At 67.4% G+C, this 25,264-nt stretch carries 24 protein-coding genes and 1 tRNA gene; 13 read left to right on the forward strand and 12 right to left on the reverse strand.

Annotation, left to right across the window (positions count from 1 at the left end; all coding sequences use genetic code 11):
* Window positions 1-5: 5 nt before the first annotated feature.
* Together ACIBH4_RS32550 and ACIBH4_RS32555 are read right to left on the reverse strand one after the other, a co-directional pair.
* On the reverse strand, window positions 6-644 hold the full coding sequence (locus ACIBH4_RS32550; RefSeq protein WP_362517962.1) for a dTDP-4-dehydrorhamnose 3,5-epimerase family protein: 639 nt from the start codon (window positions 642-644) through the stop codon (window positions 6-8).
* Entirely contained in the window at window positions 613-1,836 is a 1,224-nt protein-coding gene (locus ACIBH4_RS32555) for a class I SAM-dependent methyltransferase (protein WP_362767045.1), read from the reverse strand. The genes ACIBH4_RS32550 and ACIBH4_RS32555 overlap by 32 nt, the downstream gene beginning before the upstream one ends.
* A gap of 409 nt (window positions 1,837-2,245) precedes the next feature.
* Between ACIBH4_RS32555 and ACIBH4_RS32560 the strand changes: the two genes are divergently transcribed.
* The 6 genes from ACIBH4_RS32560 (at window position 2,246) to ACIBH4_RS32585 (ending at window position 8,438) form a co-directional block, all read left to right on the forward strand.
* Window positions 2,246-3,385: a glycosyltransferase gene (locus ACIBH4_RS32560; RefSeq protein WP_362767048.1), complete on the forward strand. Its 1,140-nt coding sequence runs from the start codon at window positions 2,246-2,248 to the stop codon at window positions 3,383-3,385.
* 7 nt (window positions 3,386-3,392) lie between these two features.
* Entirely contained in the window at window positions 3,393-4,331 is a 939-nt protein-coding gene (locus ACIBH4_RS32565) for an NAD-dependent epimerase/dehydratase family protein (protein ID WP_362517971.1), read from the forward strand.
* Between the two features lie 121 nt (window positions 4,332-4,452).
* Window positions 4,453-5,391, forward strand: a complete 939-nt coding sequence (locus tag ACIBH4_RS32570; protein ID WP_362517974.1) for a thiamine pyrophosphate-dependent dehydrogenase E1 component subunit alpha — start codon at window positions 4,453-4,455, stop codon at window positions 5,389-5,391.
* The gene (locus ACIBH4_RS32575; RefSeq protein ID WP_362517977.1) at window positions 5,391-6,353 is read left to right on the forward strand and encodes a transketolase C-terminal domain-containing protein; all 963 of its coding nucleotides are present in this window, start codon (window positions 5,391-5,393) and stop codon (window positions 6,351-6,353) included. Before ACIBH4_RS32570 ends, ACIBH4_RS32575 begins: the two co-directional genes overlap by 1 nt.
* A gap of 455 nt (window positions 6,354-6,808) precedes the next feature.
* Window positions 6,809-7,498 (forward strand): HAD family hydrolase, encoded by a 690-nt coding sequence (locus ACIBH4_RS32580; protein ID WP_362517981.1) that lies wholly within the window; start codon window positions 6,809-6,811, stop codon window positions 7,496-7,498.
* 19 nt (window positions 7,499-7,517) lie between these two features.
* Window positions 7,518-8,438, forward strand: a complete 921-nt coding sequence (locus ACIBH4_RS32585) for an NAD-dependent epimerase/dehydratase family protein (RefSeq protein WP_362517984.1) — start codon at window positions 7,518-7,520, stop codon at window positions 8,436-8,438.
* Here ACIBH4_RS32585 and ACIBH4_RS32590 read toward each other — a convergent pair whose 3' ends face one another.
* The gene (locus ACIBH4_RS32590) at window positions 8,439-9,245 is read right to left on the reverse strand and encodes a hypothetical protein (protein WP_362517987.1); all 807 of its coding nucleotides are present in this window, start codon (window positions 9,243-9,245) and stop codon (window positions 8,439-8,441) included. It lies immediately after the preceding gene.
* Between the two features lie 220 nt (window positions 9,246-9,465).
* Between ACIBH4_RS32590 and ACIBH4_RS32595 the strand changes: the two genes are divergently transcribed.
* A complete protein-coding gene (locus ACIBH4_RS32595) occupies window positions 9,466-9,858 on the forward strand; it encodes a hypothetical protein (RefSeq protein ID WP_362518060.1) in 393 nt (130 codons plus the stop codon).
* Window positions 9,859-10,478: 620 nt separating this feature from the next.
* On the opposite strand, the gene ACIBH4_RS32600 is transcribed toward ACIBH4_RS32595, so the two are convergent.
* The 4 genes from ACIBH4_RS32600 to ACIBH4_RS32615 form a co-directional block, all read right to left on the reverse strand.
* Complete coding sequence (locus ACIBH4_RS32600; protein ID WP_362517990.1) at window positions 10,479-10,769, reverse strand: LuxR C-terminal-related transcriptional regulator; 291 nt, start codon at window positions 10,767-10,769, stop codon at window positions 10,479-10,481.
* 456 nt (window positions 10,770-11,225) lie between these two features.
* Complete coding sequence (locus ACIBH4_RS32605; RefSeq protein ID WP_362517993.1) at window positions 11,226-12,236, reverse strand: Gfo/Idh/MocA family oxidoreductase; 1,011 nt, start codon at window positions 12,234-12,236, stop codon at window positions 11,226-11,228.
* 5 nt (window positions 12,237-12,241) lie between these two features.
* Window positions 12,242-13,627, reverse strand: coding sequence for an NDP-hexose 2,3-dehydratase family protein (locus ACIBH4_RS32610; protein WP_399173399.1), 1,386 nt, complete (start codon window positions 13,625-13,627; stop codon window positions 12,242-12,244).
* Window positions 13,628-13,666: 39 nt separating this feature from the next.
* Window positions 13,667-14,731, reverse strand: a complete 1,065-nt coding sequence (locus tag ACIBH4_RS32615; RefSeq protein ID WP_362517996.1) for a GDP-mannose 4,6-dehydratase — start codon at window positions 14,729-14,731, stop codon at window positions 13,667-13,669.
* A 329-nt stretch (window positions 14,732-15,060) separates the two neighbouring features.
* Here ACIBH4_RS32615 and ACIBH4_RS32620 point away from each other — a divergent pair, with 329 nt between their 5' ends.
* The 4 genes from ACIBH4_RS32620 (at window position 15,061) to ACIBH4_RS32635 (ending at window position 18,518) form a co-directional block, all read left to right on the forward strand.
* Entirely contained in the window at window positions 15,061-15,438 is a 378-nt protein-coding gene (locus tag ACIBH4_RS32620) for a cupin domain-containing protein (protein WP_362517999.1), read from the forward strand.
* Entirely contained in the window at window positions 15,435-16,136 is a 702-nt protein-coding gene (locus ACIBH4_RS32625; protein ID WP_362518002.1) for a hypothetical protein, read from the forward strand. Before ACIBH4_RS32620 ends, ACIBH4_RS32625 begins: the two co-directional genes overlap by 4 nt.
* On the forward strand, window positions 16,133-17,362 hold the full coding sequence (locus ACIBH4_RS32630) for a class I SAM-dependent methyltransferase (protein ID WP_362518005.1): 1,230 nt from the start codon (window positions 16,133-16,135) through the stop codon (window positions 17,360-17,362). The genes ACIBH4_RS32625 and ACIBH4_RS32630 overlap by 4 nt, the downstream gene beginning before the upstream one ends.
* Window positions 17,363-17,675: 313 nt before the next feature.
* Complete coding sequence (locus ACIBH4_RS32635; RefSeq protein ID WP_362518008.1) at window positions 17,676-18,518, forward strand: RNA methyltransferase; 843 nt, start codon at window positions 17,676-17,678, stop codon at window positions 18,516-18,518.
* Here ACIBH4_RS32635 and ACIBH4_RS32640 read toward each other — a convergent pair.
* The 4 genes from ACIBH4_RS32640 to ACIBH4_RS32655 all read right to left on the reverse strand — a co-directional run bounded on the left by ACIBH4_RS32640 (window position 18,487) and on the right by ACIBH4_RS32655 (window position 22,165).
* The gene (locus tag ACIBH4_RS32640) at window positions 18,487-19,248 is read right to left on the reverse strand and encodes an rRNA methyltransferase (RefSeq protein ID WP_362518067.1); all 762 of its coding nucleotides are present in this window, start codon (window positions 19,246-19,248) and stop codon (window positions 18,487-18,489) included. The two genes, ACIBH4_RS32635 and ACIBH4_RS32640, sit on opposite strands and share 32 nt — an antisense overlap.
* A 35-nt stretch (window positions 19,249-19,283) precedes the next feature.
* A complete protein-coding gene (locus ACIBH4_RS32645; RefSeq protein WP_362518011.1) occupies window positions 19,284-20,315 on the reverse strand; it encodes a methyltransferase in 1,032 nt (343 codons plus the stop codon).
* 4 nt (window positions 20,316-20,319) lie between these two features.
* Window positions 20,320-21,165, reverse strand: a complete 846-nt coding sequence (locus ACIBH4_RS32650) for a phytanoyl-CoA dioxygenase (RefSeq protein WP_362518014.1) — start codon at window positions 21,163-21,165, stop codon at window positions 20,320-20,322.
* Window positions 21,166-22,093: 928 nt separating this feature from the next.
* Window positions 22,094-22,165 (reverse strand) — tRNA-Val (locus ACIBH4_RS32655).
* A gap of 471 nt (window positions 22,166-22,636) precedes the next feature.
* Between ACIBH4_RS32655 and ACIBH4_RS32660 the strand changes: the two genes are divergently transcribed.
* Window positions 22,637-23,053, forward strand: coding sequence for an SsgA family sporulation/cell division regulator (locus ACIBH4_RS32660; RefSeq protein ID WP_184547867.1), 417 nt, complete (start codon window positions 22,637-22,639; stop codon window positions 23,051-23,053).
* A gap of 73 nt (window positions 23,054-23,126) precedes the next feature.
* Here the strand turns inward: ACIBH4_RS32660 and ACIBH4_RS32665 are convergent, their stop codons facing one another.
* Window positions 23,127-23,738, reverse strand: coding sequence for a DUF305 domain-containing protein (locus tag ACIBH4_RS32665; RefSeq protein WP_362518018.1), 612 nt, complete (start codon window positions 23,736-23,738; stop codon window positions 23,127-23,129).
* A gap of 79 nt (window positions 23,739-23,817) precedes the next feature.
* Between ACIBH4_RS32665 and ACIBH4_RS32670 the strand changes: the two genes are divergently transcribed.
* Window positions 23,818-25,230: a hypothetical protein gene (locus ACIBH4_RS32670; protein WP_362518021.1), complete on the forward strand. Its 1,413-nt coding sequence runs from the start codon at window positions 23,818-23,820 to the stop codon at window positions 25,228-25,230.
* Window positions 25,231-25,264 lie beyond the last annotated feature (34 nt).

A 25,264-nucleotide genomic window follows, 5' to 3' on the forward strand; every position in this document is an offset into this window, starting at 1 on the left:
GGCTCTCATCGCGATGACACGGGCTCTTGCCGAAACTTCGCCGTCAGTTCACGGCAACGCCGGTAGTCGGGCAGCAGGCCCAGGCTCCGAGCCTGTTCGAGGCTCGGTGCCGCCCGGTCGCGGTCAGACAGGATGACCTCGATACCCTCGGGCAAGGGGAGCCGCAGCGCGGGGTCGAAGGGCGACAGCGCCAGCTCGTTCTCCGGCACGTACTCCTGCGACAGGGTGTAAGACATCATGCTGTCGTCCTGCAGCGCGACGAACAGATGGCCGACGCCCACGGGAAGGTAGAGGGAGTCGCGGTTCGCGGCGTCGAGGGTGACGCAGTCCCACTGACTGAACGTGGGGGAACCGACCCGCACGTCCACGACCACGTCCAGCACCCGCCCCCGGGGACAGCAGACGAGTTTGGCCGTGCCCGGCGGGGTGGCCGTGAAGTGCACACCCCGCACGACGCCCCTGCGGGAGACGCTGTAGCTGATCTGGCCCACCGGGAACAACGCATGCCCGACCGTCTCGGCGAACACCGACTTCAGAAACGGCGAGAGAAAGAAGCCTCGCTCATCCGGGTACACAGCCGGGGCGAACACGAAGGCGCCCTCGACTGCCAGCTCACGCGCCTGCAATGTGGACCTCGGGGACATAGAGGATCCACTGCCCGCCCGCCCTGCGGAACTCCTGCTCCTTGGCCATGATTTCCTCGGCGTGGTTCCATGCGAACAGCAGCGCGTAGTCGGCGGCTTCGGCGGCGAAGGCGTCCGGCGACCGGACGGGGATGTGCATCCCCGGTGTCAGCCGTCCCTGCTTGGCCGGCGTCGTGTCGCACACCCACGCCACCAGGTCGGGGCCGATGCCGCAGAAGTTGGTCACGGTGGCGCTCTTGGCCGTCGCGCCGTACGCGACGACTGTCTTCCCCTCGTCCTTCAGCCGGCGCAGCAGGCCGACCAGATCGTCGCGGATGCCGTGGATGTCGGCGACGAAGCGGTGCAGCCGGCGCAGGTCCGACAGGCCGCGCGCGTCCTCCTCGGCGATCAGTCGCGCAAGGGCCTCCGAGGGGCGGCGCGCCCCGGCGCGGGCGATCGTGTAGCGCACCTCGCCGCCGTGCACCGGCAGCCGCTCGGCGTCGATCAGCTCGAACCCGAAGCGTGCCGCCATCGCCTGCACCGAGCGTGCGGTGAAAAAGAAGAAGTGCTCGTCGTAGATCTGGTCGAAGGACCTCTTCTCCAGAATGTCGCCCAGGTAGGGGTCCTCGAAGACGAAGACGCCGTCGGGGGCGAGCAGCGCGTCGACGCCGCGGAAGACGGACTTCAGGTAGGGGATGTGGCAGATCGTGTTGGCTCCGTAGATGACGTCGGCGGAGCCCTCGCTCTCATGAACCTCGATCGCGCTCACCTCCTCGAAGAAGTCACCGCGCACCCGCAGGCCGCTCGCCCGCGCCACGTCGGCCACCTTGCCCGACGGCTCGAATCCAAGGTGCCGGACGCCGGCCTCGTGGATGGTGCGCAGCAGCACCCCGTCGTTGGAGCCGATCTCGACGATGAAGGGATCTGGGCCGGTCAGCTCGGTCTTCAGAAAGCGGCGCGCGGTGTCCTCGAAGTGCTTCTGCATCACCGACGATCCGGAGGAGTAGTACGGGTAGTCCTCGTGAAACATCTTCTCCCTCGGCACCTCCTCCACGAGCTGCACCATCGTGCAGTCCTCGCACACGCCGACGGCGAGGCGGTAGAAGAACTCGCCGGGCAGGCCGGGTCCGCTTCGGAAATGGTCGGAAAGCGGCTGGCGGCCGAGGTCAAGGAACTCCACGACGTCGCCGTCGCACACCCGGCACGTGCTCATCACGATCTCCTTCGGTTTCACGGTGTTGTCAACACCTCACGCAGAGCGTCGATCACTACGACCTGGACATCAAGGGATATCGGTGGACACCGGCGGACGCTCCGCGGCCTCGCTCCGAATCCGCACCGAAGCCGGCAAACAGGCCGACCATGGTCCCGCCCTCCGGCCCGATCGACGCCCCGGCCCTGTCGTCGACATCGCACGTTTCCGTTTCCACAGTTTCGGCCGGTTATGCCGAGCCCTCCACGAAGCCCTGGCACAGAGCACCATAAAATATGTTGACGGACCGATTTGAAAGCATCCAATTAAAGATGATCAAGGAGTCTAGGAAAACACTTAATCTTTCCGGGGCGTTGTGCGGCGGCCGCCCGGTTGAATATACATTTAGCCGACCCGGATCGGAGGACTTGTGAAGATACTCTTTATCGCCGGACCGACGAAGTCGAGCGTATTCGGCCTCGCCCCCCTCGCGACCGCCGCCCGGGCGCGCGGCCATCACATCATCCTCGCCTCCTCACCGGAGGCCGTGTCCGCGGCCGTGGGCATCGGCGTACCGGCGTTCTCGATGACTGCGCTGACCCTGACGCAGCTGATGACACTGGATCGCGCGGGCAACGACCTGCGCGTCCCGCAGAACGAGGCGGAGATACCGCTCTTCGTCGGCGGCATGTTCGGGCGGCTGGCCGCCGCCGGCTTCGACCGCCTGCACGACCTGGTGACCGACTGGCAGCCCGACCTCGTCATCGGCGGCCCGCATTCCTATGCCGCGCCCATGCTGGCCGGCCCGCTTGGACTGCCGTGCGTACGGCACCTGCTGACCGGGAACACGGCCGACAGGGAAGGCGTCCATCCCGGAGTGGAGGAGGAACTCCGCCCCGAGCTGGACAAACTGGGGCTGGAGCACATCCCCGCCTTCGACCTGACCGTCGACATCTTCCCAGCGAGCCTCCGGCCCGAGGGCGCCGGCCCCGTGCAGCCATTGCGGTGGACCCCGACGAACGAGCAGCGTCCACTCGAACCATGGATGTTCAACCGGGGAGAACGCCACAGGGTGGTGATAACCGCGGGCAGCCTCGCGACCACCAACCACAGCCTGGCCTTCCTCCTCGGTCTCGTCGACGTCTTCACGGCCCTGGACGTCGAGGTGATAGTCGCGACGCCGGACGAGGTGGCGGAGAGGTTGCGCGGCGAGCACGGCATCGCCCACGCCGGCTGGTTCCCGCTGGACGCGGCGCTGCGCACTTGTGACCTGATCGTCCACCACTCCGGCACCATGACCGCGCTGGCCGCGCTGAACTCCGGGGTGCCGCAGCTGATCATCCCGCAGGAGAGCAGGTCCGTCGGGTGGGCGCAGATGCTCGCCGCCGCGCACGCCGCGATCACGCTGCCCCCCAGGGAGGACAGCCCTGACGTTCTGGCCGCCGCCGGCCGGGAACTGCTGAACAACCCCCTGTACACCCGGGGTGCGGGCGAGATCTCCAGGGAGATCGTCGAGATGCCCCCGCCCACCGACGTCGTCGGCGTCCTGGAAAAGCTCGTGGGAGCCTAGGAGTAGCATGCGCGTGCTCGTGACCGGTGGATGCGGGTTCATAGGTTCACATCTGACGGACGCGTTGTCCGAGCGAGGTGATGCGGTAACCGTTCTCGACGACCTGTCCACCGGCCTGGCCGGACGTGTGGACCCGCAGGTCGTCGTCCACCTACAGTCGATCACGGACGCCGCGGCGCTCACCGGGGTGGTACAGCGGGTCCGCCCGGCCGTGATCTGCCATCTGGCGGCCCAGGCCGACGTGCGGATCTCGGTCGCCGCGCCCGCGACGGACGCGGGGATCAACGTGGTCGGCACCGTCAACGTGCTGGAGGCCGCGCGCGCGGTCGGCGCCAGGGTCGTCTTCGCCTCCACCGGCGGCGCCCTGTACGGCACCGCCACCGAGAGCCCCTCCCCCGAAGGGCTCACGCCCAAGCCCGAGTCCCCCTACGGCACCGCCAAACACTGCGCCGAGCAGTACATCGGCCTCTACAACAGGTTGTACGGCACCGGCCACGCCGTGCTCCGGCTCGGCAACGTCTACGGCCCGCGCCAGGACCCCTCGGGAGAGGCCGGCGTCGTGGCGATCTTCTGCGGCCAAGTCCTGCGTGAGCAACGGCCGACCGTGTACGGCGACGGCAGGCAGACCCGCGACTACGTTTACGTCGGCGACGTCGTCGAGGCCTTCCTCGCCGCGATCGACCACGGGGGGCCCGGAGTATGGAACATCGGCACCGGGAAACCGGCCACCGTCCTGGACGTCCTGGAGGTCATCGGACGGGTCGCCGACCGTACCCCTGAGCCGTTGTTCGCCCACCCCCGCGCCGGCGAGTCGCTGCGCTCCGCCCTGGAGGTGAGCAGCGCGGCCGCCGAGCTGAAGTGGCGCGCCCGCACCTCCCTCGGCGAAGGGATCGCCCGGGTTTACGCGTGGGCGGCGGCCGGTAGTCCGATTCGCGCCCAGCGCTGATATTTGGGGTTCTCCTCAGTTTTCCGGAGATTTCCTCCGCGTACAGTGATGCCATGCCTTCATCGGGAAAGGGAGTTCCTTGACGAGCGCACCGGAACGATCCCGTCACCTTTATCGAGAGATGCGCCTGATCCGCGAATTCGAAGAGCGCTGCCTTGAAATGGCCATTTCCGGGGAACTCGTGGGTGGAATTCATCCGTACATCGGCCAGGAGGCGGTCGCGGTGGGCGTGTGCTCCAGCCTGGCGGTGAACGACGTCATCACCAGCACACACAGGGGACACGGGCACGTGCTGGCCAAAGGGGCCGATCCGAAGCGGATGCTGGCCGAACTGTGCGGCAGCACCGAGGGCCTCAACCGCGGCCGCGGCGGCTCGATGCACGCGGCCGACGTCGGCCTGGGGATCTTCGGCGCGAACGGGATCGTGGGAGCGGGCGCACCCATCGCGGTCGGCGCGGCGTGGGCGGCCAGACGGGCCGGCCGCGATCAGGTGGCGGTGAGCTTCTTCGGCGACGGGGCACTGAGCCAGGGGGTCGTGCTGGAGGCGTTCAACCTGGCCGCGCTCTGGTCACTGCCTGTCGTGTTCGTCTGTGAGAACAACGGGTACGCGACCAGCCTGCCGGTGACCACGGCGCTGGCGGGCGATCCGGTACAGCGGGCCGCCGGCTTCGGCGTCACAGCGCGCACGGTTGACGGCATGGACGTCGAGGCGGTGGCCGAGGCGGCGGCCGAGGCGGTCGACGGCTGCCGGCGCGGCGCCGGCCCCTACTTCCTGGAGTGCCGGACCTACCGCTTCAACGGCCATCACTCTTTCGAGCACCAGGTGGGACTCAACTACCGCGACGACGACGAGGTCGCCCGCTGGCGCGATCGCGACCCGCTGACGCTGCAGGCCGACCGTCTCCCGGCAGATGTCGTCGACGCCGCGGACGAGGAGGTCGCCGCGCTCGTGGCCGACGCCGTGACGTTCGCCCGATCAAGTCCCACGCCGGATCCGGGAGACGCGCTGCTCTACCTCTACGCCAACCAGATGAAGACACGAACCGGGGCGGTGCTCTGATGGCGCATCTGACGTACATCGCCGCGCTGAACCAGGCTCTGCGCGACGAGATGGGCCGCGACGAGCGGGTGTTCGTCCTCGGTGAGGACGTCCGGCTCGGCCTGACCGGCATCACGTCAGGGCTGGCCACGGCCTACGGCGAGGACCGCGTGGTCGACATGCCGCTGTCGGAACAGGGCTTCACCAGCCTCGCGACCGGCGCGGCGATGGCGGGCCAGCGCCCGGTCGTGGAGTACCAGATCCCGTCCCTGCTGTACCTGGTGTTCGAGCAGATCGCCAATCAGGCGCACAAGTTCTCGCTGATGACCGGCGGCCAGGTGAGCGTTCCCGTCACATACCTGGTGCCGGGCTCGGGCTCGCGCTCAGGCATGGCCGGGCAGCACTCCGACCATCCCTACAGCCTCTTCGCGCACGTGGGAATCAAGACCGTCGTGCCGGCAACGCCGTCGGACGCCTACGGTCTGCTGCTGTCGGCGATCCGCGACCCCGACCCCGTCGCCGTGTTCGCCCCCACGCTCCTGATGGGAACGGCCGAGGAGATCACCGGAGAACCGGGGCCGGTTCCGCTCGGCAGTGCCAGGGTCCACCGCGAGGGCACCGATGTCACTGTGGTCGCCATCGGTCACCTGGTGCAGACCGCCCTGCAGGTCGCGGCCGAGCTGGCCGACGAGGTCTCGATCGAGGTCGTCGACCCCAGGACCGTCTACCCGATCGACTGGGCGACGCTGGGTGCGTCCGTCGCGAAGACCGGGCGGCTGGTGGTGATGGACGACTCCAACCGCGCGTGTGGCCTGGGCGGCGAGATCCTGGCCACGGCGGCCGAGGAGTTCGCGCTGGTCGCCCCGCCGAAGCGGGTGTCACGGCCGGACGGGGCAGTCATCCCGTACGCGCTCGCGCTGGATCACGCGCTGCTGCCCAGCGCGCGACAGCTCACCGAGGCCCTTCGCGCCGTACTGAAGTGATACGCGTGATCGACGCGGCAACGAGGCCGGACAGGCCCGCGGCACAGGCCGGGGATGTACTGCGGACAGCCACCCTCCATCGTCGCGTCGTCGGCGTCGTCGGCGTCGTCCGGGTGCCGAGCCCCGGCGCGTCCGGCGCGGGTCCGTTCGTGCCTCGTCCTGGCGCCACCGGGCCGGCGCGCCCTACCTCGGCGGTCTCGAAATCGCGTGCCGTGGAATTCGGGTTCCTGCGCCGGAATTCCGCCGGTGAAGGTTCTCCCTTCACCCGCATTACTTCCCCCGGGGAAAGCTCCCGGCCACAGACGATACAGGGGGCCGGGAGACGAGTCGCGACTTTATGCCGGAGAATAGGGAATCAACTAGTTTTGTCGGAAAATCCATGGTCACAGTCGATTATTGAATAATAGCCGTGCAAGACTCGCCACGATGCCTTGATGATGCTGGAGCGAGTTGTCGTGACTGGATACAGTGCCACCGCGTTGGATGTCGGCGGAGTCATTTACTATGACGAGCCTTTCGAGCTCGCCTGGCTCCAGGGCACGTTCGAACGGCTGTGCGCCACCGACCAGGGAATGACCCTCGGGACTTTTGCCGAACAGGTCGAGCGGCACTACTCGGGGGATGAGATCCTTGCCCGTTCCGAGGAGGCGGCGGAGAGCTGGATACGCGTCCGTGGCGCCTGGGGCGAACTCGCTCAGGAGATTCCCGGCGCGGTGCGGGCCGTCGCCAGGCTGTCCAGGGAGATGCGCACGGTCATCGTGGCCAACCAGCCACCGGAGTGCGCCGGCGTCCTTTCTGCCTGGGGGGTCAGCGCCGCCTGCGAGGCGGTGTTCCTCGACTCGCTCGTGGGGGTGGCCAAGCCTGACCCGGCGCTGCTCGGGATGGCCCTGGACCATCTCGGCGTGCCTCCGGCCGACCTGCTGATGGTGGGCAACCGGGTCGATCACGATGTCCTGCCCGCGCTGGGCCTGGGATGCGCCGTGGCCTTCGTCATGGAGGACTCGGGTTACCGCCGCCCCTTCGGGGTGCATCCGGATCTGGAGAGGGCGTATCGCGCGATCCGCTCCTCCAGGCCCGTTCCCACCGAAGGAGAGCGGATCACGATCACCGCCTCCCTGGCCGAGTTGAGTACCGGCTCTTACTGACCGAGAGGAAGGAGCGCACGTGCGAAAGCGCCCGTCGGCAGTGATCGGGGCTACCGGATTCATCGGATCCCGGCTCGTGTCCGGGCTGCGCCGGGCCGGGCACGAGCCGGCCTCGTTCAACCGCACCTGCCCGCCCGTGGCCGACGGCCGTCCCGCTCCGGGGCTGTGTGAAGCCGAGATCGCCTTCTTCCTCGCGACGCGGACGACCCCGGCCCTCGCGGAGTACCAGCCCGGGGAGATCCTGGCGGAGCGGGCGCTGCTCATCAGCGTGCTGGAGGAACTGGCGAAATCGGGCCGCCGGCCGCTGTTCGTGCTGGCCAGCTCGGGAGGCACGGTCTACGCCCCGCACGCCTGGCCGCCGCACGCCGAGTCCGCCCCCACGGGGCCCACCTCCGCGTACGGCCGGGCGAAGCTGCAGTTGGAGCGCGATCTGCTGCGCTACGCGGACCGGGTGCAGCCGGTGGTGCTGCGGCTGGGCAACGTCTACGGACCCGGCCAGCGGCCCACGCAGGGCTTCGGCGTGCTCGCCAACTGGCTCGCGGCCGCGGCCCGCGACGAGCCGGTCCGCCTCATCGGCGACCCCCAGGTGGTCAGGGACTACGTACACGTGGACGACACCATCAGGCTCCTGGGGATGCTCCATCAGTGCGTCAGGGAGGACAGGGCCGACAAGGTGCCCTCCATCCTGAACGTCGGCTCCGGCGTGCCCACCTCCCTGGCCGGGCTGCTGGACATCGTCTCGGCCGCGGTCGGGCGCGAGCTCACCGTGATCAGGGAGCGCGGCCGGTACTTCGACCAGCGCAGCACATGGCTGGACTCCTCCCTGGCCGCCGCCTCGCTGGGGTGGCGGGCGACGATCAGTCTCAAGGAGGGCGTGCGCCAGTACTGGAAGCAGATACTGGAGGCCCAGTCCAGCGTGGACGTGATCGGCAGCCTGTGATCACACCTGGTCGGACCGGTACCGGGAGGACGTCGGCGTGCGGGGCCGACGCAGTCTCAGCAGGATCTCGTGGACCGCGCCGACGGCGGTGGCCGCACCGTACAGGCAGGCCAGTGGCCAGCCTGCGGTGCGGTGCCTGTTCCACTCTTTGCGCAGTCCCGGGACCGTCTCGTTCCTGCCGGCCTCCGTCCTCCCCTGCCAGTAAGCCCGCCGCAGGAGATAGCGCAGCCGCAGCCTGCCGCGGTCCACGTCGTGCACGACGGAGTACTCCGGCAGCAGCGCTTCCCGCCCGCCCGCCTGTTTCATCAGCTTGATGAAGGTGGTGTCCTCACCGGACTGGAGGCTTTTGCCGGTACGGCTGAGCTTCAGGTCGAAGCGGAGCCCGTGGGCATGGGCGAAGGCGGTGTCCACCGCCATACATGCTCCCCAGATCTTGATCTCGCCTTCGTCGCGGTGCCAGCCGACGAGGTGGAACTGCCCCGAGGTGAAGTACCACGGCAGGCGCCACGACGGCCGACACAGCCGGACGCCGGCCATGTGAGCACCGGCGCGCAGGGACTCACGGACGGCGGTGACGGCCGCCTTGTCGAGCCGGACGTCGTCGTCGGCGAACATCACATGATGCTCCGGCCATTCCGCGAGCACTTCGTTGCGGGAGGCCGACAGCCCTCGGGTGGCACCGACGACGCGCATGGTTCCGCCCGCCGCGCGCACCTCGGCGACCGCCTTCTCCGCCTCCGGGCTCATAGGCCGGTCGAGGAGCACGAAATACTCGTCTCCCGACAACTGCGCCAGGTTATGACGCACGTGTTTGAGCACGTTCTCGCAGCGGAAAGCGCAAATCGCCACCACCATCGGTCGGTCCCGCGGGCCGTCGTCTCGCATCGTTCAGTCTCCACCCGTTGGCGTTAAAAATTCGAGGCCGGCCTTGTCGTCGTTTTATAGGGGAATTCCCAGTGTATTGCCGAGCCGGTTACGCGCACGCCGGATAACATGAACGCACGCCTATTCCACCTGAAGGCCGGGCCTGTTTCCACAGGCATGCCGACCGGCTGCAGGAGATCCGCCGCCCACCTTCCGCGGCGCGGTGTCACCGCGGGAAACCGAGAACGGCATCGCGCCACGGCGGACACCTTTCGCCGACCACCGGTTTTTCTTCCCGAAGGTGGTATGGGCCGGGCGGCGACGCCCTCGGGAGCGCGGGGACGTTCGCTACCGACGCGAAACGACTGCACCGCCGTTACACGGTCGGGCCGGCACCCCGAGGCGGAGGGATCCCCGTCGTCGGGTACGTGAAGGTCACAGTGGGCCAAGACCTCGTGGCGGGCGCTGCGATCGAGACGAGGGGCGGTCCGCGGCTTCCCGATGGACAAACCACCCGTCGAGGAGAAACCAACAGAACCGAGACCGCCGCGCCTGAACCGGTTCGTGCTACAGGCGTGGACATGCCGGCCAACGCTGTCGTCCGGCCGGACATCTCATCGGCTCGCAGGGAGTGCACCACGGTTCTCCGAGTCACAGGGGCGGGGAGCCCTTCTCGCTCGGTCGCCCCCGACTCGCCACAGTCACCCGGTCTCCGAAACCGGATCCGGCCTCATCGGCCGTGGGAGCGGGCTGCCACTCACAGCCGCTCTACAACCTGCCGACGGATCTCATCACCCGCCGCGCTCGTCGACATCCACGGCACGCGCGGTCGCAACAAGTTCACCTACCAGACGCAGCCCGCAGGGCCTGCCCGACTTGTCCGGGACAAACATCCAAAAACTCCATTCGTCGTCGTGTCGCATCCCTGGTCACCCCGGCACAACCGCTTCGAGACCCCGGGCGTTTTCTCGGTGAGGCAGCTTTGGAGCACACCCGCCAGGTGGTGGAGCGGCTACGCGAGCACAGCGACGCGAATTTGTCCTGTCCAACGGTCCGGATGTGTCCGGAGCAGAATGGGAGAGCTTGTATTTGGAGTCGCGGGCGTCGACCCGGCGCGCTTCAACGGGTCGGCCACGACATCATGGCAGAAGCCTTCCGGCGATCTCGTTCCGGCTCTTAAGGAACGGTGAATCTCTCCAGCCGGGGCGGCGGGATGCGGCCGTCTTTCCGCGGAGCTTCGGGCGGCCACGTGCCGGGAAGTAAAATTCCCATCGAATACGCTTTGGCGACGAGCGCCGGACGGTTCGGCACCCGAAGCTGCTGCAAGAGCTTGCTGACGTGATATTCGACCCCTTGGCGACTCAGATAGAGTTTGCCGGCGATCTTGAGTGTTCGTTCACCTGCAGCGATACTTTCTATGATTTTGACGTGTAGTTCCGATAAGGGGGTAGTAGAGTTGGATTGCATGATCCTCTTATCTATCGGCCTTATCCATTCCTATCGACGCCTGTCGATGTGATCGACGATCTCGTCTCTAATTTGTTCTCACATGGCATCCCCCTCTCGCCGGACAGAGATCCGGTCATGCCGTATTACATAGTGATGTCGTGTCGCTACACAGAGAACACGGAACGCGTCCAGGCACGACTTTACAACCCATACCCCACAAGAAACTCATCTGTCAAGGTCTGGGTAACTAGGCCTAACTCAAGCAGTTAGGAATACATGGCAACAATAACACGGAAGACCGGGCCAACAATGATCTTGAAATCGCTCTAGTGGATTTACTAACATTGGTTGCGGAAAACCGAATCGGTCACTGATCCAGATGTGATGGAATCGGTGTTGATATGCCGGTTGGCGGCGGTGTCCGAGTGGCGCTCGACCTGGGGACCACGGCATCCGCCGGTGGTCGTCCGGTAATTACGTCACCGATGTGCCGGCCTGGCCGCCGCGGTACGGAGAACGCGCCCGGTCCCTGATCTGATCGACCAACCGCGACTGAACGCGGATCGCCACTTCCGCGTCGGCCGACGGCTCGGAAGCGCTCACAGCGCGAAGGAACGCGCGGAGGGTATTGGCGAACTGGTCCTCGGGCGGCAGGATCACCTTCCGCACCTCGTTCTGGCGCTCCAGCCGGATCACCGGGTGCCAGGTCGGCGGAGGCGTGTAAGCGCGGTCGACGAAGATCCGCCCTTGGCTGCCCCACAGCGCGTAATCGCAGCGGTAGACATGCTCGAACCCGAAGGCGATATGAGCCGTCCTGCCGTCGGGCGTGGACAGCAACGCGTTGCCCGCCACATCGACACCGTACTTCGGATCCTCCTTCAGCGTCGCGCCGACCACCTCGAGATCGGGGCCGAGGAAACGCTGGGCCGCGCTGAGCGGGTACACGCCGACGTCGAGCAGGGCGCCGCCGCCCAGGTCCGGCCGGTAGCGGATGTCCTTCGGGCTGAGCGGCGGGAAGCCGAAGGTGGCGCTGAGCATGCGCAGCTCGCCGACCTCCCCGCCGGCCACCAGGTTTTGGACGGCGGCGTGCAGGCCGTGCCGGAGAAATGTGAGGTTCTCCATCAGCGTCAGCCCTCGTGCCCCGGCCAGCTCCAGAACCTCGACCGTGTCGACGTATCGTGTGGTGAGCGGCTTCTCCACGAGCACGTGCTTGCCCGCGTTCAGCGTCCTGACGATCCACTCGCGATGTAGTCCAGCGGGCAGCGGGATGTAGACGGCGTCGATGTCCGGCCGTTCCAGGAGCGCCTGGTAGTCCTCCACGGCCTTGCCGCCGAAATGATCGGCGAACACCTTGGCCTTGGCCATGTCCCTGGCCGCGACGGCCACCAACTCGACCGCGGGCTCGCACTGGATCACCGGTAGGGTGCGACGCCAGGCGATGTCGGCGCAGCCCAGCAGGCCGAGCCTGATCGGATGCGTGGACATGACGCTCACCCCAGACTGTGCAGGCAGGTCAGCAGGCTGCGTGCTTCCACGTTGACGTAGTAGCCGTGCCGTAGCAGGGCGGTGAGCTGGTGGGCGGTGACCCAGCAGAAGTCCTCCGGTATCTCCAGCGGGAAGTCTTCGTCCGCTTCCACCAGCAGGTAGCGGTTCTGCGAGTGATGGAACCTGCCGCCCTCCTCGGCGAGGATCGTGTCGTACAGGATCCGCTCGGCGGAGACGCTCAGCACGTAGTCGAGGAAGATCGGCGGGCCCTCGGGATAGTTCTCAGGGTTGCACTGGACGGTGGGCCCCATCTCCATGGCGTCCAGCAGGCCCGCCTGGAAGCGCGCGTGAACGAGCAGGTGCGCCACCCCGTCGATGTTCTTCACCACGAAGGCGACCAGTCCGCGCCCCTGCGGGTGCAACAGCGGCTGGTCCCACTCGGTCACCTCGCGGTGGTTCGCGCGTACGGTGACCCCGATGATGCTGAAGTGCCGTCCGTCATCATGGGTGATCTCGTCCCCGGTGTCGCGCCAACCCGGCAGCCCGCGCAGAGGCACCCGGCGGACGGCCAGCTCGTGACGGCTCTTGGCCGAGGTGAACCAGCTCAGGACGCCCACCATGCCGTGATGGGCCGTGCCCTGCCCGTTGACGGAGCGGGCCAACGCCGCGGCCATCCCCTCCTCCTCCGCGAGCGTGCTGCCGACGTGGGAGAAGAAGGCGGGCAGGCAGGACAGCACGGTCCTGGTGTCCATGTTCACGAGCCCGTCGATCCGCAGTAGTTTCCTGATCTCCCGCAGGGACAGCCAGCAGTGCTCGTCGGAGACGGGCAAGTCCTCGTTGACCTGGACGACCATGTTCCTGTTGCGCTTGCGCAGGAACCAGGAGCCCTGCTCCGACTGCAGGACGTCGACCAGGACCCGCCGGGCGGGCGGGTGAGTGAAGTACTCGAGGTACTTCGTGCGGCTGCCGCGGTGGACGCGGGTGTAGTTGCTCCGCGTGGCCTGGACGGTCGGCGAGAGCTGCATCGTGTTGAGGTTGCCCGGCTCCATCTTGGCCTGCATCAGGCAGTGGGGCACGCCGTCCACCATCTTCACCAACAGGCCAAGGATACCGATCTCCGGCTGGTTGATGATCGGCTGGCTCCACTCGCGAACCGCGCCGTAGCTCGTGTGGACATGCAGCCCTTCGACCACGAAGAACCGACCGCTCTCGTGCGCCAGGTTCCCCGTGGCCTCGTCGAACGCCCATCCGCGCAGCTCGGTCAGCGGCGCGCGGTCCACGTGGCAGCCGGACATCCGGGTCCGCTCCGCGAACCAGGAGAGGAATCCCTCCCTTTCGCCACCTCCGTGGGCAGCAAGGTTACGGTGGCTATCCAGATCTGCTGAGGTCATCACGTGTCCTTAGGTCTTTGGGCCGTCCGGCACGAGGGCTCACCACGACGAGGCCACCTCGGGCACCTGAGAGTTGAGGTCGTGGCGCGAGTCCCGCAGCAACCGCATATCGCTGTCCACCATCATGGCGACCAGTTCCTCGAAGGGGACGGCGGGCTTCCAGCCGAGCCTCTCCCCCGCCTTCGCCGGGTCGGCGCACAACTGGTCGACCTCGGCCGGACGCAGCAGCAGGGGGTCCACGACCACGTACTTGCGCCAATCCAGACCGACGTGCGCGAAGGCCGATGCGACCAGCTCTTTCACGCTGTGCGTGACGCCGGTGCCCAGCACGAAGTCCTCCGGCTCGTCCTGCGCCAGCATCAACGCCATGCCCCGCACGTAGTCGCCGGCGAAACCCCAGTCGCGTTCCGCGTCCAGGTTGCCCAGCTGCAGGGAGTCGCGCAGGCCGAGTTTGATGGCGGCCACACCGAGCGACACCTTCCGTGTCACGAACTCGGCGCCGCGTATCGGCGACTCGTGGTTGAACAGAATGCCGGAGACCGCGAACATGCCGTACGACTCACGGTAGTTCTGCACCGTGTAATGGCCGAACGTCTTCGCCACGCCGTACGGGCTGCGCGGATGAAACGGCGTGAGCTCGTTCTGTGGCGTTTCTCTGGTCTTTCCGAACATCTCCGACGAGGATGCCTGATAAAAGCGCGGCTGCCCCGGCCCCGGAGTCTGGGAGGCGGTTACCCCGCTGACGATCCTGAGCGCTTCCAGACCGCGAAGAACGCCCATCCCGGTGATCTCCGCCGTGGTCGCCGCCTGCTGCCACGAGATGGGGACATATGACAGCGCACCAAGGTTGTAGACCTCGGCCGGCTGCACCTTCTCGATCGACGCGATCAGGCTGGACTGGTCCAGCAGATCACCGCTGACGAGCCTGACCTCCGGATTGGGCCGCTTCCTGTCACGGGTGGCAGGCGGCGCCTGACCCCGTATCATCCCGAATACCTCATAACCGGCCGCGAGAAGGTACTCCGCGAGATAAGTGCCGTCTTGGCCGGTAATCCCAGTGATCAGTGCGCGCTTAGTCAGGATAATCTCCAGCCATGAGGACATCCGCGCGAGGTATCACCTTACGCCGACGGTCAACTGTCATCCAGCCATAGTTGAAACGGGCACATTGCCCATATCACGGCTCACGATACGCAATATTCTTTCCGACATCACGAATCAGGAAAACAGTTTAGTGAATTTACTAGTGAATGCCGAGGCGCCTGGCGCGTCCGCCCTGGGCGGGCACCGCCACAGTCGGCCGGCGCCAAAATCTAGCATTTCCCTCAGCCCCAATCCCGCTAAGGCACGTTAACCTCGGTTACTCCTGTGCCCAGAGGAACGAGCCGAGTGGAAGTTGTATGAAAATCGAAGTCCTCAAACCGTCCTGCAACTTGGATACCGTCAGAGACGGGCGCGGCGGCATTTTCACCTGGGTGCCGCCCGACCCCATCTTGGAATTCAACATGCTGCACCTGCACCCCGGAAAGGTCCGCGGCCTGCACTACCATCCGCACTTTGTCGAATACCTGCTCTTCGTCGAGGGTGAAGGCGTGCTGGTCACCAAGGACGACTCCAACGACCCGAAGTGCCCCGAGGAGTTCATCCACGTCTCTCGCGGGGTGTGCACCAGGACACCGATCGGGGTCATGCACGCCGTGCACGCCATCTCGTCCCTGACGTTCATCGCCATGCTCACCAAGCCGTGGGACGAGTGTGACCCGCCGCTGGTGCAGGTCGAGCCCTTGCCACACACCCTGGAGCGCGTGTGAGAGTCGCCGTCGCCGGCGCGCGGGGCTTCGTCGGATCGGCCATCGTCCGCGCCCTCGGCGGCGCGGCGGTGCCCGTCGGTCGCGAGAACTACGAGGAGGCACGCCGCAGCGGCCCGTTCGACGTGCTGATCAATGCGGCCTGCCCGTCCCGCCGCTACTGGGCGCGCCACCACCCCGAGGACGACCACCGCGAGACGGTGGTCAAGACCGAGGCGTTCCTGCGCGACTGGGAGTGGAAGAGGTTCCTCCAGATCAGCACCATCTCCGCGCGCACCCAGCTGGACACCCCCTACGGCCGGCACCGGGCCGAGGCCGAGGAGCTCTGCGCGGGTCGGCTCATCGTCCGCCTGGGCCCCATGTACGGCACGGGCTACACCAAGGGTGTCCTACAGGACATCCTCGGCGACCAACCGGTTTACGCGGCGGGGTCGTCACGGCAGAGTTTCGCACCGGTCGACTGGTGCGGCCGGTGGGTGGCCGACCATCTCGACGCCGAAGGGCTGTGGGAACTGGGCGCGCGGACGACGATCACCTTGAGGGAGATCAGGGACGCCGTCGGCTCGCGCTCCACCTTCGACAGCGACCGGGTCGATGACCAGTTCCCCGTGGTCACCGAGCCCGAGGCCGACTGGCCGGACGCCTCGGACGTGGTCTGCTGGCTCAAAGATCACAGCCGAGCACGTCTTGGAGAGACATGACAGACCAGGCGCACATGACGGTCATCGACCGCTGCCGCATCTGCGACAACACCGACCTGCTGCCCGTGCTCGACCTGGGCACGCAGGCGCTCACCGGCGTCTTCCCGCGTACCCTCGACGAGCCTGTGCCACGGGTCCCGCTGGAGCTGGTGGTCTGCTCGCCGAGCGGCTGCGGACTGGTGCAGCTGCGCCACACCGCGGACTTCGGTCTCATGTACGGAGAGCGCTACGGCTACCGGTCAGGTCTGAACCGCTCCATGGTCGAGCACCTGCGCGGCAAGGTCGCCGCCATCACGGACATGGTCGAGCTCGGCGCCGGCGACATGGTCGTGGACATCGGCAGCAACGACGGCACCCTGTTGTCGGCCTACCCCGCCGACGGCCCCACCCTGGTCGGCGTGGATCCCGCGGCCTCCGCCTTCGCCGAGTTCTATCCCCCGCACATCGAGCGGATCACCGGTTTCTTCTCCCGCGACCTGCTCGGCGGACGCCGCGCCAAGGTCGTCACCTCCATCGCGATGTTCTACGACCTGCCTCGCCCGCTGGACTTCATGCGCGAGGTACGGGAGCTGCTGACCGACGACGGCATCTGGGTGATCGAGCAGAGCTACATGCCCGCGATGCTCCGTGCCACCGCCTACGACGTGGTCTGCCACGAGCACCTGGACTACTACGCGTTGCGCCAGATCGAGTGGATGGCCGAGCGCGCGGGGCTGAAGGTCCTGGACGCCGAGCTGAACGCGGTGTACGGCGGAAGCCTGTCGGTCGTCCTGGCCAGGCGTACGGCCCGCTCCCAGGTCAACGAAGCGGCCCTGGCGACCATCCGCGGCGGAGAGAAGGACCTCCCGCTCGCCTCGTTCGCGCGGCGGACCGTGGAGCACCGCGACCGCCTGCTCGACTTCCTCGCCGAGTCGCGGAAGAACGGCCTGCTCACCCTCGGGTACGGCGCCTCCACCAAGGGCAACGTGATCCTGCAGTACTGCGGGCTCGGCGAGGCCGACCTGCCGTGCATCGCCGAGGTGAACCACGACAAGTTCGGCTGCTACACCCCGGCCACCGGCATCCCGATCGTCTCCGAGGAGGAGGCCAAGGCACGCCGCCCCGACCAGTTCCTGGTCCTCCCCTGGATCTACCGGGAGCCGGTGATCGCCCGCGAGCGCGACTTCCTGCGCTCCGGCGGGAGACTCGTCTTCCCACTGCCCGAGCTGGAGGTGGTGAAGGCATAGGGTGACCTACTGGAGCGGTCGGTCGGGCTGAAAGACATCCCAGGTCATAACTGTGTCAAGTCGTAGCGATTCAAGGATGATGCGATCAGGCGGTTGCCTCCTCGGGGAGCCCGCCGGTTTTGAGGCGGCCAAAGCGGATGCCGACGAGCCGGCCCCCACGTCCTCGCCCGAGCGCTCCATTCTCCCGGCCAACCAGCGGGGTGCTGTCTTTCGGCAGGATTCAAGGCCCAGGACACAGAAGTGCCCACCCGCCGGACGGCTACCGACCAGCGAGCCGCCCTACGGCGACCCGCTACGACCGATGAGGACACACGTGCCGGCGATTCGGCGAATCACCACGCGCAATGCTCGGTTCCAGCAGTGGGAGTCTCTGCTCACCAACCGCAACAAGCGGACCCGAGCCCGCGAATTCCTGGTCCAGGGAGTCCGTCCGATCTCGCTCGCGGTGAAACACGGCTGGCCCGTCCACGCGCTCATCCACAACGAGCAGCGCAATCCTTCGAAGTGGCTGGAGGAGCTGCTGCGCACGGTGCGAGTCGACCGGATCGCGATGGATCCCGAGATGCTGGCGGATCTGGGCGAGAAGAACGAGGCGCCGCCCGAGGCCGTCGCCGTCGTGGGAATGCCCGACGACGACCTCGGCCGCATCGCGGTCGAGGACGACTTCCTGGGCGTCGTGTTCGATCGCCCGACGAGCCCCGGCAACATCGGCAGCATCATCCGCTCGGCCGACGCCCTGGGCGCGCACGGGCTGATCGTGGCCGGTCACGCCGCCGACGTGTACGACCCGAAATCGGTCAGGGCGAGCACGGGCTCGTTGTTCTCCCTGCCGGCGGTCCGGGTGCCCGCGCCGAGCGACGTGCTGGGCTGGGTGGTCGCGCAACGTAAGCGCGGCAAGCCGATCGTCGTGGTGGGCACCGACGAGCACGGCGACTGCGACGTCTTCGACTTCGACTTCACCCAGCCGACGCTCCTGCTGGTCGGCAACGAGACCAGCGGGCTCAGCAGCACATGGCGCGAGGCGTGCGACACGATGGTGAGCATCCCCATGGTCGGGGCGGCGAGCTCGCTGAACGCCGCGAACGCGGCCACCGCGATCCTCTACGAGGCGTCCCGGCAGCGGATCACCGTGGCGAGGACCGGCCGGCGGCAGTGAGGTCGGCGGCGGCGAAGAAGGCGACCGCTCTGGTACCGATCCGCAGCAGCTGACGGGGGCGGACGCCCGCCCCCGCGGGCACGCGACGGCCCCGGACGGCCACGGCGACCACCGTGTGCGGTGGCAGGACCTCCCCCAGCGCCGCCATCATCGCCGGCAGGTCCTTGTCCTGATGGCCTCCCTGCCAGTTGGTCTGCTCGTTGTAGGGCGGATCGGTGATCACGATGTCCGGCTCGTGACCGTCGATCGCCGCGCCCAGCTGGGCAGGGTCGAAGACGTCGGCCCGCCGGAGCCGGTGGGGCACCGGGCCGCCGCCCGCGGCCAGCCGGCGGGCGAGCCGCTCCGCCGCCTCGGCGGCCTGCGCGTAGCCGGGTTTGTCGAAGCGTTCCGCCTTATCCGCCAGTTCCGCCGCCCTGTTTTGCAGGCCGCTCTCGGTCAGCAGCTCCAGGTTGGCCCGTGCCGTACCGAGTGCGTCCTCAGAAAGGTCGGAGGCGAGCAGTGCCTTGACGCGCGGGCGGTGGAGGAGGGCCAGCACGGTCAGCAGGTAGCCGCTCCCGCAGCAGGGGTCCCACACCACGGCCGGCTCCGCGCCACCGCGCAGAGCCAGGGCTCGCTGGAAGATCTCCGCGGCGAGCCGTACCGGGAAGGCGGGCATGCCGGGGGCGGAGTGGAGAACGGAGCCGCTGGCGAGGTCGCTGTGATCCACCCGTGCCGTCTCGTACAGGTACACCAATCTGCCCGTCCTTGTCGTCGAGGCCCCCCAGGTTACCCCGGCCGCGCCTCGATCCAGCAGAAGCCGGTTGGCGGCAGTGGCTCGATCCCGGTCAGGGTGAGGCCGCCGCTGTCGCACAGCCGCTCGAAGTCGGCACGAGTCCGCTCCAGGCCGTGGCCGTTGACGAGCAAGTTGAGGTCGTTGAGATAGGTGAACGGATTCGCGTCCGGTGGTACCTCGTCGGGAAGAACGTGCTCGATCATCAGGATCCGTCCGTGGGGGGCGACGCTTTGCCGGCAGTGCCGCAGGATCGTCCCCGCCCGGTTGTCGTCCCAGCCGTGCACGATGCTCTTGAGCAGGTAGAGGTCGGCGCCGCCGGGAACGCCGGCGAAGAAGTCGCCGGTCTCGACCGCACAGCGTTCCGCCACTGCTGCTCTGTCAAGGGTCTGCTTCGCCGCTGACGCGCCCGCGGCGCTGTCGTAGACCACTCCTGTCAGCCCCGGGTGCGCCCGCAGCACGGCAGAGATCAGCGTGCCGTCTCCACCGCCCACGTCCACGACGGTCTCGAATCCGCTGAAGTCATAGCCTTTCGCGACCGCTTCGGCCACACTCAGCGTGCCCTGGCTCATCGCGGCGTTGTACAGCCGCGACAGCTCGGGGTGATCGGCCAGATAACCGAAGAAGTCGGTCTTGAACGTCTCCTCGAAGGCGGGGCTGCCCGTGCGCAGGCTGAACTCCAGGTTCTGCCAGGCGCTCAGCATTGCGGGCTCAGTGATCATCCGAGCGAGCGCGTACATCGACCCGGGCCGATCGGCGCGCAGGAGCTCGCCCACCTGGGCGACGCCGAAGCGGCCTGGACTCGCCTCCGTCAGGACCTCCAGCGCGACCAGCGCGCGCAGCAGCCGGAGCATCGCGTTCTCGCGCATGCCGTACTCGGCCGCGAGGTCGGCCGCGCCGCGCTCGCCGTCGCCGATCGCGTCGGGCAGCTTGAGCCGCGCCGCCAGGCCCACCACCTGCGTGGCCATGCCTCCGAAGACGAGCCCCACCAGGCTCTGCCACGGGGGATTCTTCGTCCGTTCTTCCATGGCGCTAACGCTCGTCCTCCCTGCCCAGGCCGAGGCGGATCGCACGCTCGACCGGTGAACACTCTCCATCCGCCCGGTCGAGGTCCAGCTCCCCGACCGGCAGCAGCGACGGCTGGGCCATGAACCGGGGGCGCAGGCCCGTGTTGGAGATGGGCGTGTGCACCAGGAACGGATGGCAGAGGTAGGCATCGCCCGCCTCGCCCGTGGCCAAGGTGAGCGGCCTGTGCGCTCCCACGCCCGCCGCCTCCAGGTAGGTCCCCTCCGGGCCGTACGGCGCGAGCAGCGGCGGCACGTCCAGATGGGAACCAACGCGCAGGAGCGTCGGCGCGTCACGCTCGCCCGTGTCGGTGTAGAGCAGGAGCAGCAGCAACGACCGGCCCCGCGAGGTCACGTTGCAGCGAAGGATCTTGTCATAGTTGGGTGGGACGAGCGCCAGTTCGCCCTCCCAACTCAGCGCGTTCGCCGCCTCCGCTTCGGCTGTCAGGAAACTGGCGTCGATGTGCCAACCGTAGTCCTCGGCCTCCTCCGGCGGCTTCGCCCGGGGAAATCGCACCGGAAATGTGCCGACCTTCTCGATGGGCGTCCATCGTCCGGGCCCGACCAATTGATCGAAAGCGGCGTGCAATTCCGGAGTGTTGGCACTGCGCACGAACGGCTCGGCCTCCTGGAGCCCCAGTCTGACCACTTCTCTGGTCCACGTCCCCGGGTCGTCCGGATCCATGTCGAGCTGCTTCCACAGCAGGCCACACGCCTCGGCGGCAAGATCTCTGGGGAACGCGCCCTCCACCTTCACGAATCCGTCCTGGACGAACCTTTCGATTTGCTCGTCTGTCAGCAACCGGGCACCCATCGCGCTCCTTACTGGAGAGGAGTATCCCGCTCGTTTATATCCACGGAATCGGCTCCGGGCGCGCGTTGACGATAAGAACTAGAATTTTCCTCAGACCCGTGACCCAATGCCGTTTAGATAGGGATTTTGACTGATACTTTCCCTTGATGGTGGGGGCATTGAGGTCGGCCGTCCGACTGACGGATCGGGTGGCGCTGCCGTCGTCTGCGGTGCCGAACCAGAACCGGCTTTACGGTCACGTCACGAGTTCCACGGCTTCGGGAAAGCCGCTCGGGACCCACAGCGCCGGACGGCCGGGAGGCCCGCCGCTTCACTCGCGGTGGCGATGCGGCGGGCTCGGATGCGAAACCGATGCCTTGACGACCTTGGATCGCGGGAGGTCGCTCTCGGCGTAGCCCGTGAACCGTCTTCTCACCCGAGCCGATATCCAGATCGGCACCGCGGCCGGATCATGGCGAACCCGCGCGACCCGGCCATCGGCCTGGCTCGCCTGATCGGCTGGACCGATATCGTCGCCGCGCCCCTACCGTCGCCATCCCGCGGACGGTCAGGTCTCACAACCCGAGAACGCTTCGGCCCCGAGGCCGTACCGGCCGTAGCGAGGGGGACCAGCCCGCACGCCCGGGGTTTGGCCATCCCACCACTTGGGGCGCGCACGGGGGAACCCAGGACGCCCGCCTGGTCGCATGCGGACCTGGAGGACAAATCGGACACCGTTGAACGCGGGCGACGTTCGTCGTTCCTTCCGCGCCGCTCACCACGAGAGCGGGGCCGGACGCGGAGAGGCGGAGACCTCTGGAGGCGTGGCGGCCGGGTCGGATCTTCCCTGGCATCCCCGAGGCGGCGTGGCCGCACGACCCTGTCATGAACAGAGGAGGGCCCCTCGGCTGGTGTCAGCCGAGGGGCCCTGACCTGCGACTTGCTAGTGTGGGCGATACTGGGATCGAACCAGTGACCTCTTCGGTGTGAACGAAGCGCTCTCCCGCTGAGCTAATCGCCCGCCCTGTGCGGCCCCTCACGGTGCCGACGTGGAAAACCATACAGCAATCCGGGAGCACTCGCGAAGCGGTGTTCGCCACTAGAATGATCTTGAAAGACGACACGGTCGGGAGGCAAAGGTCCGAGGATGCATCCGGCGGGGGGCTACGGTGTCATAGCATCGTCCTGATCCGTAGAAGCACCGAACGACCCGCGCTCGACCCGAATCACCCGAGACGCCCTGCCAGGGAGTCGACGGTGACCAAAACGAGACGCAAAACCCTTGCAAATACGGCCCTGTTGGTGATGTTTAGCCAGGTAGATGCCCAAATGTCGCGCTGTGATGTGTGTTACAGAAGGGCGTGGAGGCGGAATCTTTCCTACAGGTTTCTTTGTTCCGCGTGGTAGCTCACGAGGGACGAAGCCGTTCGCAGCAGTGAGAGCAGTGAAAGCCCCGCAGAGGGGACCGACGACGAAAAAGGTTTGGCTGACGATGAACAGCGCCACCGTCTCTGCCGAGCTAGGCCTTCGGCTTGTGGTCCCCGACCGTACCACCGTCCCCCTGCTCGCCGGACTCAGCTATACGGCCGGTGATCCGTACGCGATCAGGATGGCCTTCCACGTGGGCAACGACGAGCCCGTCGAGTGGATCTTCGCTCGCGAGCTGCTGACGGTCGGCATCGTGCGGCGGGTCGGCGACGGGGACGTCCAGGTGTGGCCGGCGCGCGCCGACGGCGAACGCACGTTGCACATAAGCCTCACCTCGCCGTTCGGCCAGGCCCTGTTCGAGGTGCCGCTGGCTCCGCTCACGGAGTTCCTGCACCGGACCTACGAGCTGGTCCCCGCCGGTCGCGAGACCGACTTCATGGACCTCGACGCCGAGCTCAGCAACATGCTCTGGAGTTCCTGACCCGCGCCCCGCGGGGCCGTGCCCGGCTACCGAAATCGTCCGCGGCGCTCCGCCCCTCAGGCCGGGGAGCACGTCAGGTTCCGGATCTGAGCAGGTCCCGCATCCGGGCGATCTCGATGCCCTGGCCCGCCACGACGTCCTTGGCGGTGGCCAGCATGGCCCGGTCGGCGCCCTCGCGCAGCTGGAGCCCGGCCATCGTGACCGCCGCCTCGTGATGAGTGATCATGAGGGTGAGGAAAAGCGTGTCGAAGGCCGTCCCCCTGGCCGCCCTGAGCCGGTTCATCTCCTCCAGCGGGAGAGTGTGCGCGTCGTGGCCGCCGTGTTCGCCCGGAGTCCTTCCCACCGTCTTCAGCCATGAGGTCATGGCCGCGATCTCGGGTCGCTGCGCGGCGGTGATCCGCTCGGCGAGCCTTCGCAGGGACGGGGACGACGATCTGGAGGGCACCAGCGCCGCCATCTCCAGCGCCTGCCGGTGGTGCGGGATCATGCCCTCGGCGAACCTCACGTCGGCCGCGGTGACGCGCGCCTCGGACTCTCCCAGCCTCTCGCCCGGTCTCGCCGTGCGACCGCTCTCTCCAGGGCCACCAGGGATGATCACGGACACGCCGGATTCGGCGACGAGCGGGGCAGGCCGCTCCGATCCGGTCTCCGCGCATCCACCGAGAACCGATATCACCATGATCATGGCGATAACCTGACTCGGCACACGCATCCTCCGCATAGCTTCAATAATGGGGCAAGTGGACCGACATATTGGGGGCACCGTGCGACCGATCGTGGCATTCGGCCTGGCCGGGTTACTTCTCGTGGCCGGGTGCGGGGCGGATCCGACCCCCGCGGCCTCGCCACCGTCCGCCGCCACCTCGGCCCCTCCGGCCACGCCGGAGGAGAGCCCGAGCTCCACGGGGCAGACGACCTCCGCTCCCGACATCTCCGGTGACGGCATCCACAGCGACAACATCACGCATGTGGCCAACGTGCCTCCCGGCGCCCCGCTCGACGGACCCCAGGCGTGGGGGACCGACCTGGCCTTCCAGGGGGACTACGCGTTCGTCGGCAACTTCGACGGCTTCACCGTCTTCGACATCTCCGAGCCGTCGAGTCCCTCGGTGGTCAGCCGGGTGCTCTGCCCCGGTGAGCAGAACGACATCTCGGTGAGCGGGGACCTGCTGTTCCTCTCGATCGACTCCGTCCGGGCCGGCACCGAGTGCGACGCCCAGCGCGGAGAGCCGGAGTCCGACGGCTTCGAGGGCATCCGGATCTTCGATATCTCGGACAAGAGCCACCCGAGGTTCGTCTCGGCGGTCCGTACCGACTGCGGCTCCCACACTCACACCCTCGTGCCCGGCAAGAGCTCGGACAAGGTCTACCTCTACATCTCCTCCCCTGGCCCGGAGCCCGAGTCGACGACCTGCCCCGCGCCGCACAACAAGATCTCCGTGGTCGAGGTGCCCGTCAAGGCTCCGGAGACCGCCAAGGTGGTCTCGAAGCCGGTGCTCTCCGACCAGCTCCCCGAGGACGGGATCGGCGGCTGCCACGACCTCACGGTCTACCCGGAGAAGGACCTCGCCGCCGCCGCCTGCTTCGGCGACGGGATCCTGCTGGACATCGCCGACCGGGTCAATCCCAAGGTGCTCCAGCACGTGAGCGACAAGGAGAACTTCTCCATCTGGCACTCGGCGACGTTCAACAACGACGCCACCAAGATCATCTTTGGGGACGAGCTGGGCGGCGGCGTCAGCGCGACCTGTGACTCCAACACCCCGAAGACCAAGGGCGCCAACGCGGTGTACGACCTCGGCAAGGACCGCAAGCTCACGCTCCGCGGCTACTTCAAGATCCCGAGGGAGCAGGCCGCCGAGGAGAACTGCGTCGCGCACAACGGGTCGCTGCTGCCGGTGCCGGGCAAGGACATCATGGTCCAGGCGTGGTACCAGGGCGGGGTGTCCGTCTGGGACTTCACCGACGCGGACAAGCCCCGGGAGATCGGCTTCTTCGAGCGGGGCCCGATCCCGGGGCTCGGCGGATCCTGGTCGGCGTACTACTACAACGGCCACATCTACTCGAGTGACATCACCAGGGGCCTGGACGTGCTCCGCATCGACGACCCGCTCACCGATCCGGCCTCCAAGGTCAAGATCAAGGAGCTGAACGCGCAGACCCAGGTGTCCTACTAGCCCCGTTTCCCACACGTGCCACATCGTCGCGTCT

It is taken from the genome of Streptosporangium sp. NPDC050284, assembly GCF_044459525.1.
Lineage (GTDB): Bacteria > Actinomycetota > Actinomycetes > Streptosporangiales > Streptosporangiaceae > Streptosporangium.

Coding starts and splice junctions, on each gene's coding strand:
- ACIBH4_RS32630 (WP_362518005.1), top strand. CDS start 16,133: ATGACAGACCAGGCGCACATGACGGTCATCGACCGCTGCCGCATCTGC.
- ACIBH4_RS32605 (WP_362517993.1), bottom strand. CDS start 12,236: ATGTCCACGCATCCGATCAGGCTCGGCCTGCTGGGCTGCGCCGACATC.
- ACIBH4_RS32565 (WP_362517971.1), top strand. CDS start 3,393: ATGCGCGTGCTCGTGACCGGTGGATGCGGGTTCATAGGTTCACATCTG.
- ACIBH4_RS32650 (WP_362518014.1), bottom strand. CDS start 21,165: ATGGGTGCCCGGTTGCTGACAGACGAGCAAATCGAAAGGTTCGTCCAG.
- ACIBH4_RS32610 (WP_399173399.1), bottom strand. CDS start 13,627: ATGACCTCAGCAGATCTGGATAGCCACCGTAACCTTGCTGCCCACGGA.
- ACIBH4_RS32665 (WP_362518018.1), bottom strand. CDS start 23,738: ATGATCATGGTGATATCGGTTCTCGGTGGATGCGCGGAGACCGGATCG.
- ACIBH4_RS32575 (WP_362517977.1), top strand. CDS start 5,391: ATGGCGCATCTGACGTACATCGCCGCGCTGAACCAGGCTCTGCGCGAC.
- ACIBH4_RS32550 (WP_362517962.1), bottom strand. CDS start 644: ATGTCCCCGAGGTCCACATTGCAGGCGCGTGAGCTGGCAGTCGAGGGC.
- ACIBH4_RS32615 (WP_362517996.1), bottom strand. CDS start 14,731: ATGTCCTCATGGCTGGAGATTATCCTGACTAAGCGCGCACTGATCACT.
- ACIBH4_RS32570 (WP_362517974.1), top strand. CDS start 4,453: ATGCGCCTGATCCGCGAATTCGAAGAGCGCTGCCTTGAAATGGCCATT.
- ACIBH4_RS32645 (WP_362518011.1), bottom strand. CDS start 20,315: ATGGAAGAACGGACGAAGAATCCCCCGTGGCAGAGCCTGGTGGGGCTC.
- ACIBH4_RS32600 (WP_362517990.1), bottom strand. CDS start 10,769: ATGCAATCCAACTCTACTACCCCCTTATCGGAACTACACGTCAAAATC.
- ACIBH4_RS32660 (WP_184547867.1), top strand. CDS start 22,637: ATGAACAGCGCCACCGTCTCTGCCGAGCTAGGCCTTCGGCTTGTGGTC.
- ACIBH4_RS32555 (WP_362767045.1), bottom strand. CDS start 1,836: ATGAGCACGTGCCGGGTGTGCGACGGCGACGTCGTGGAGTTCCTTGAC.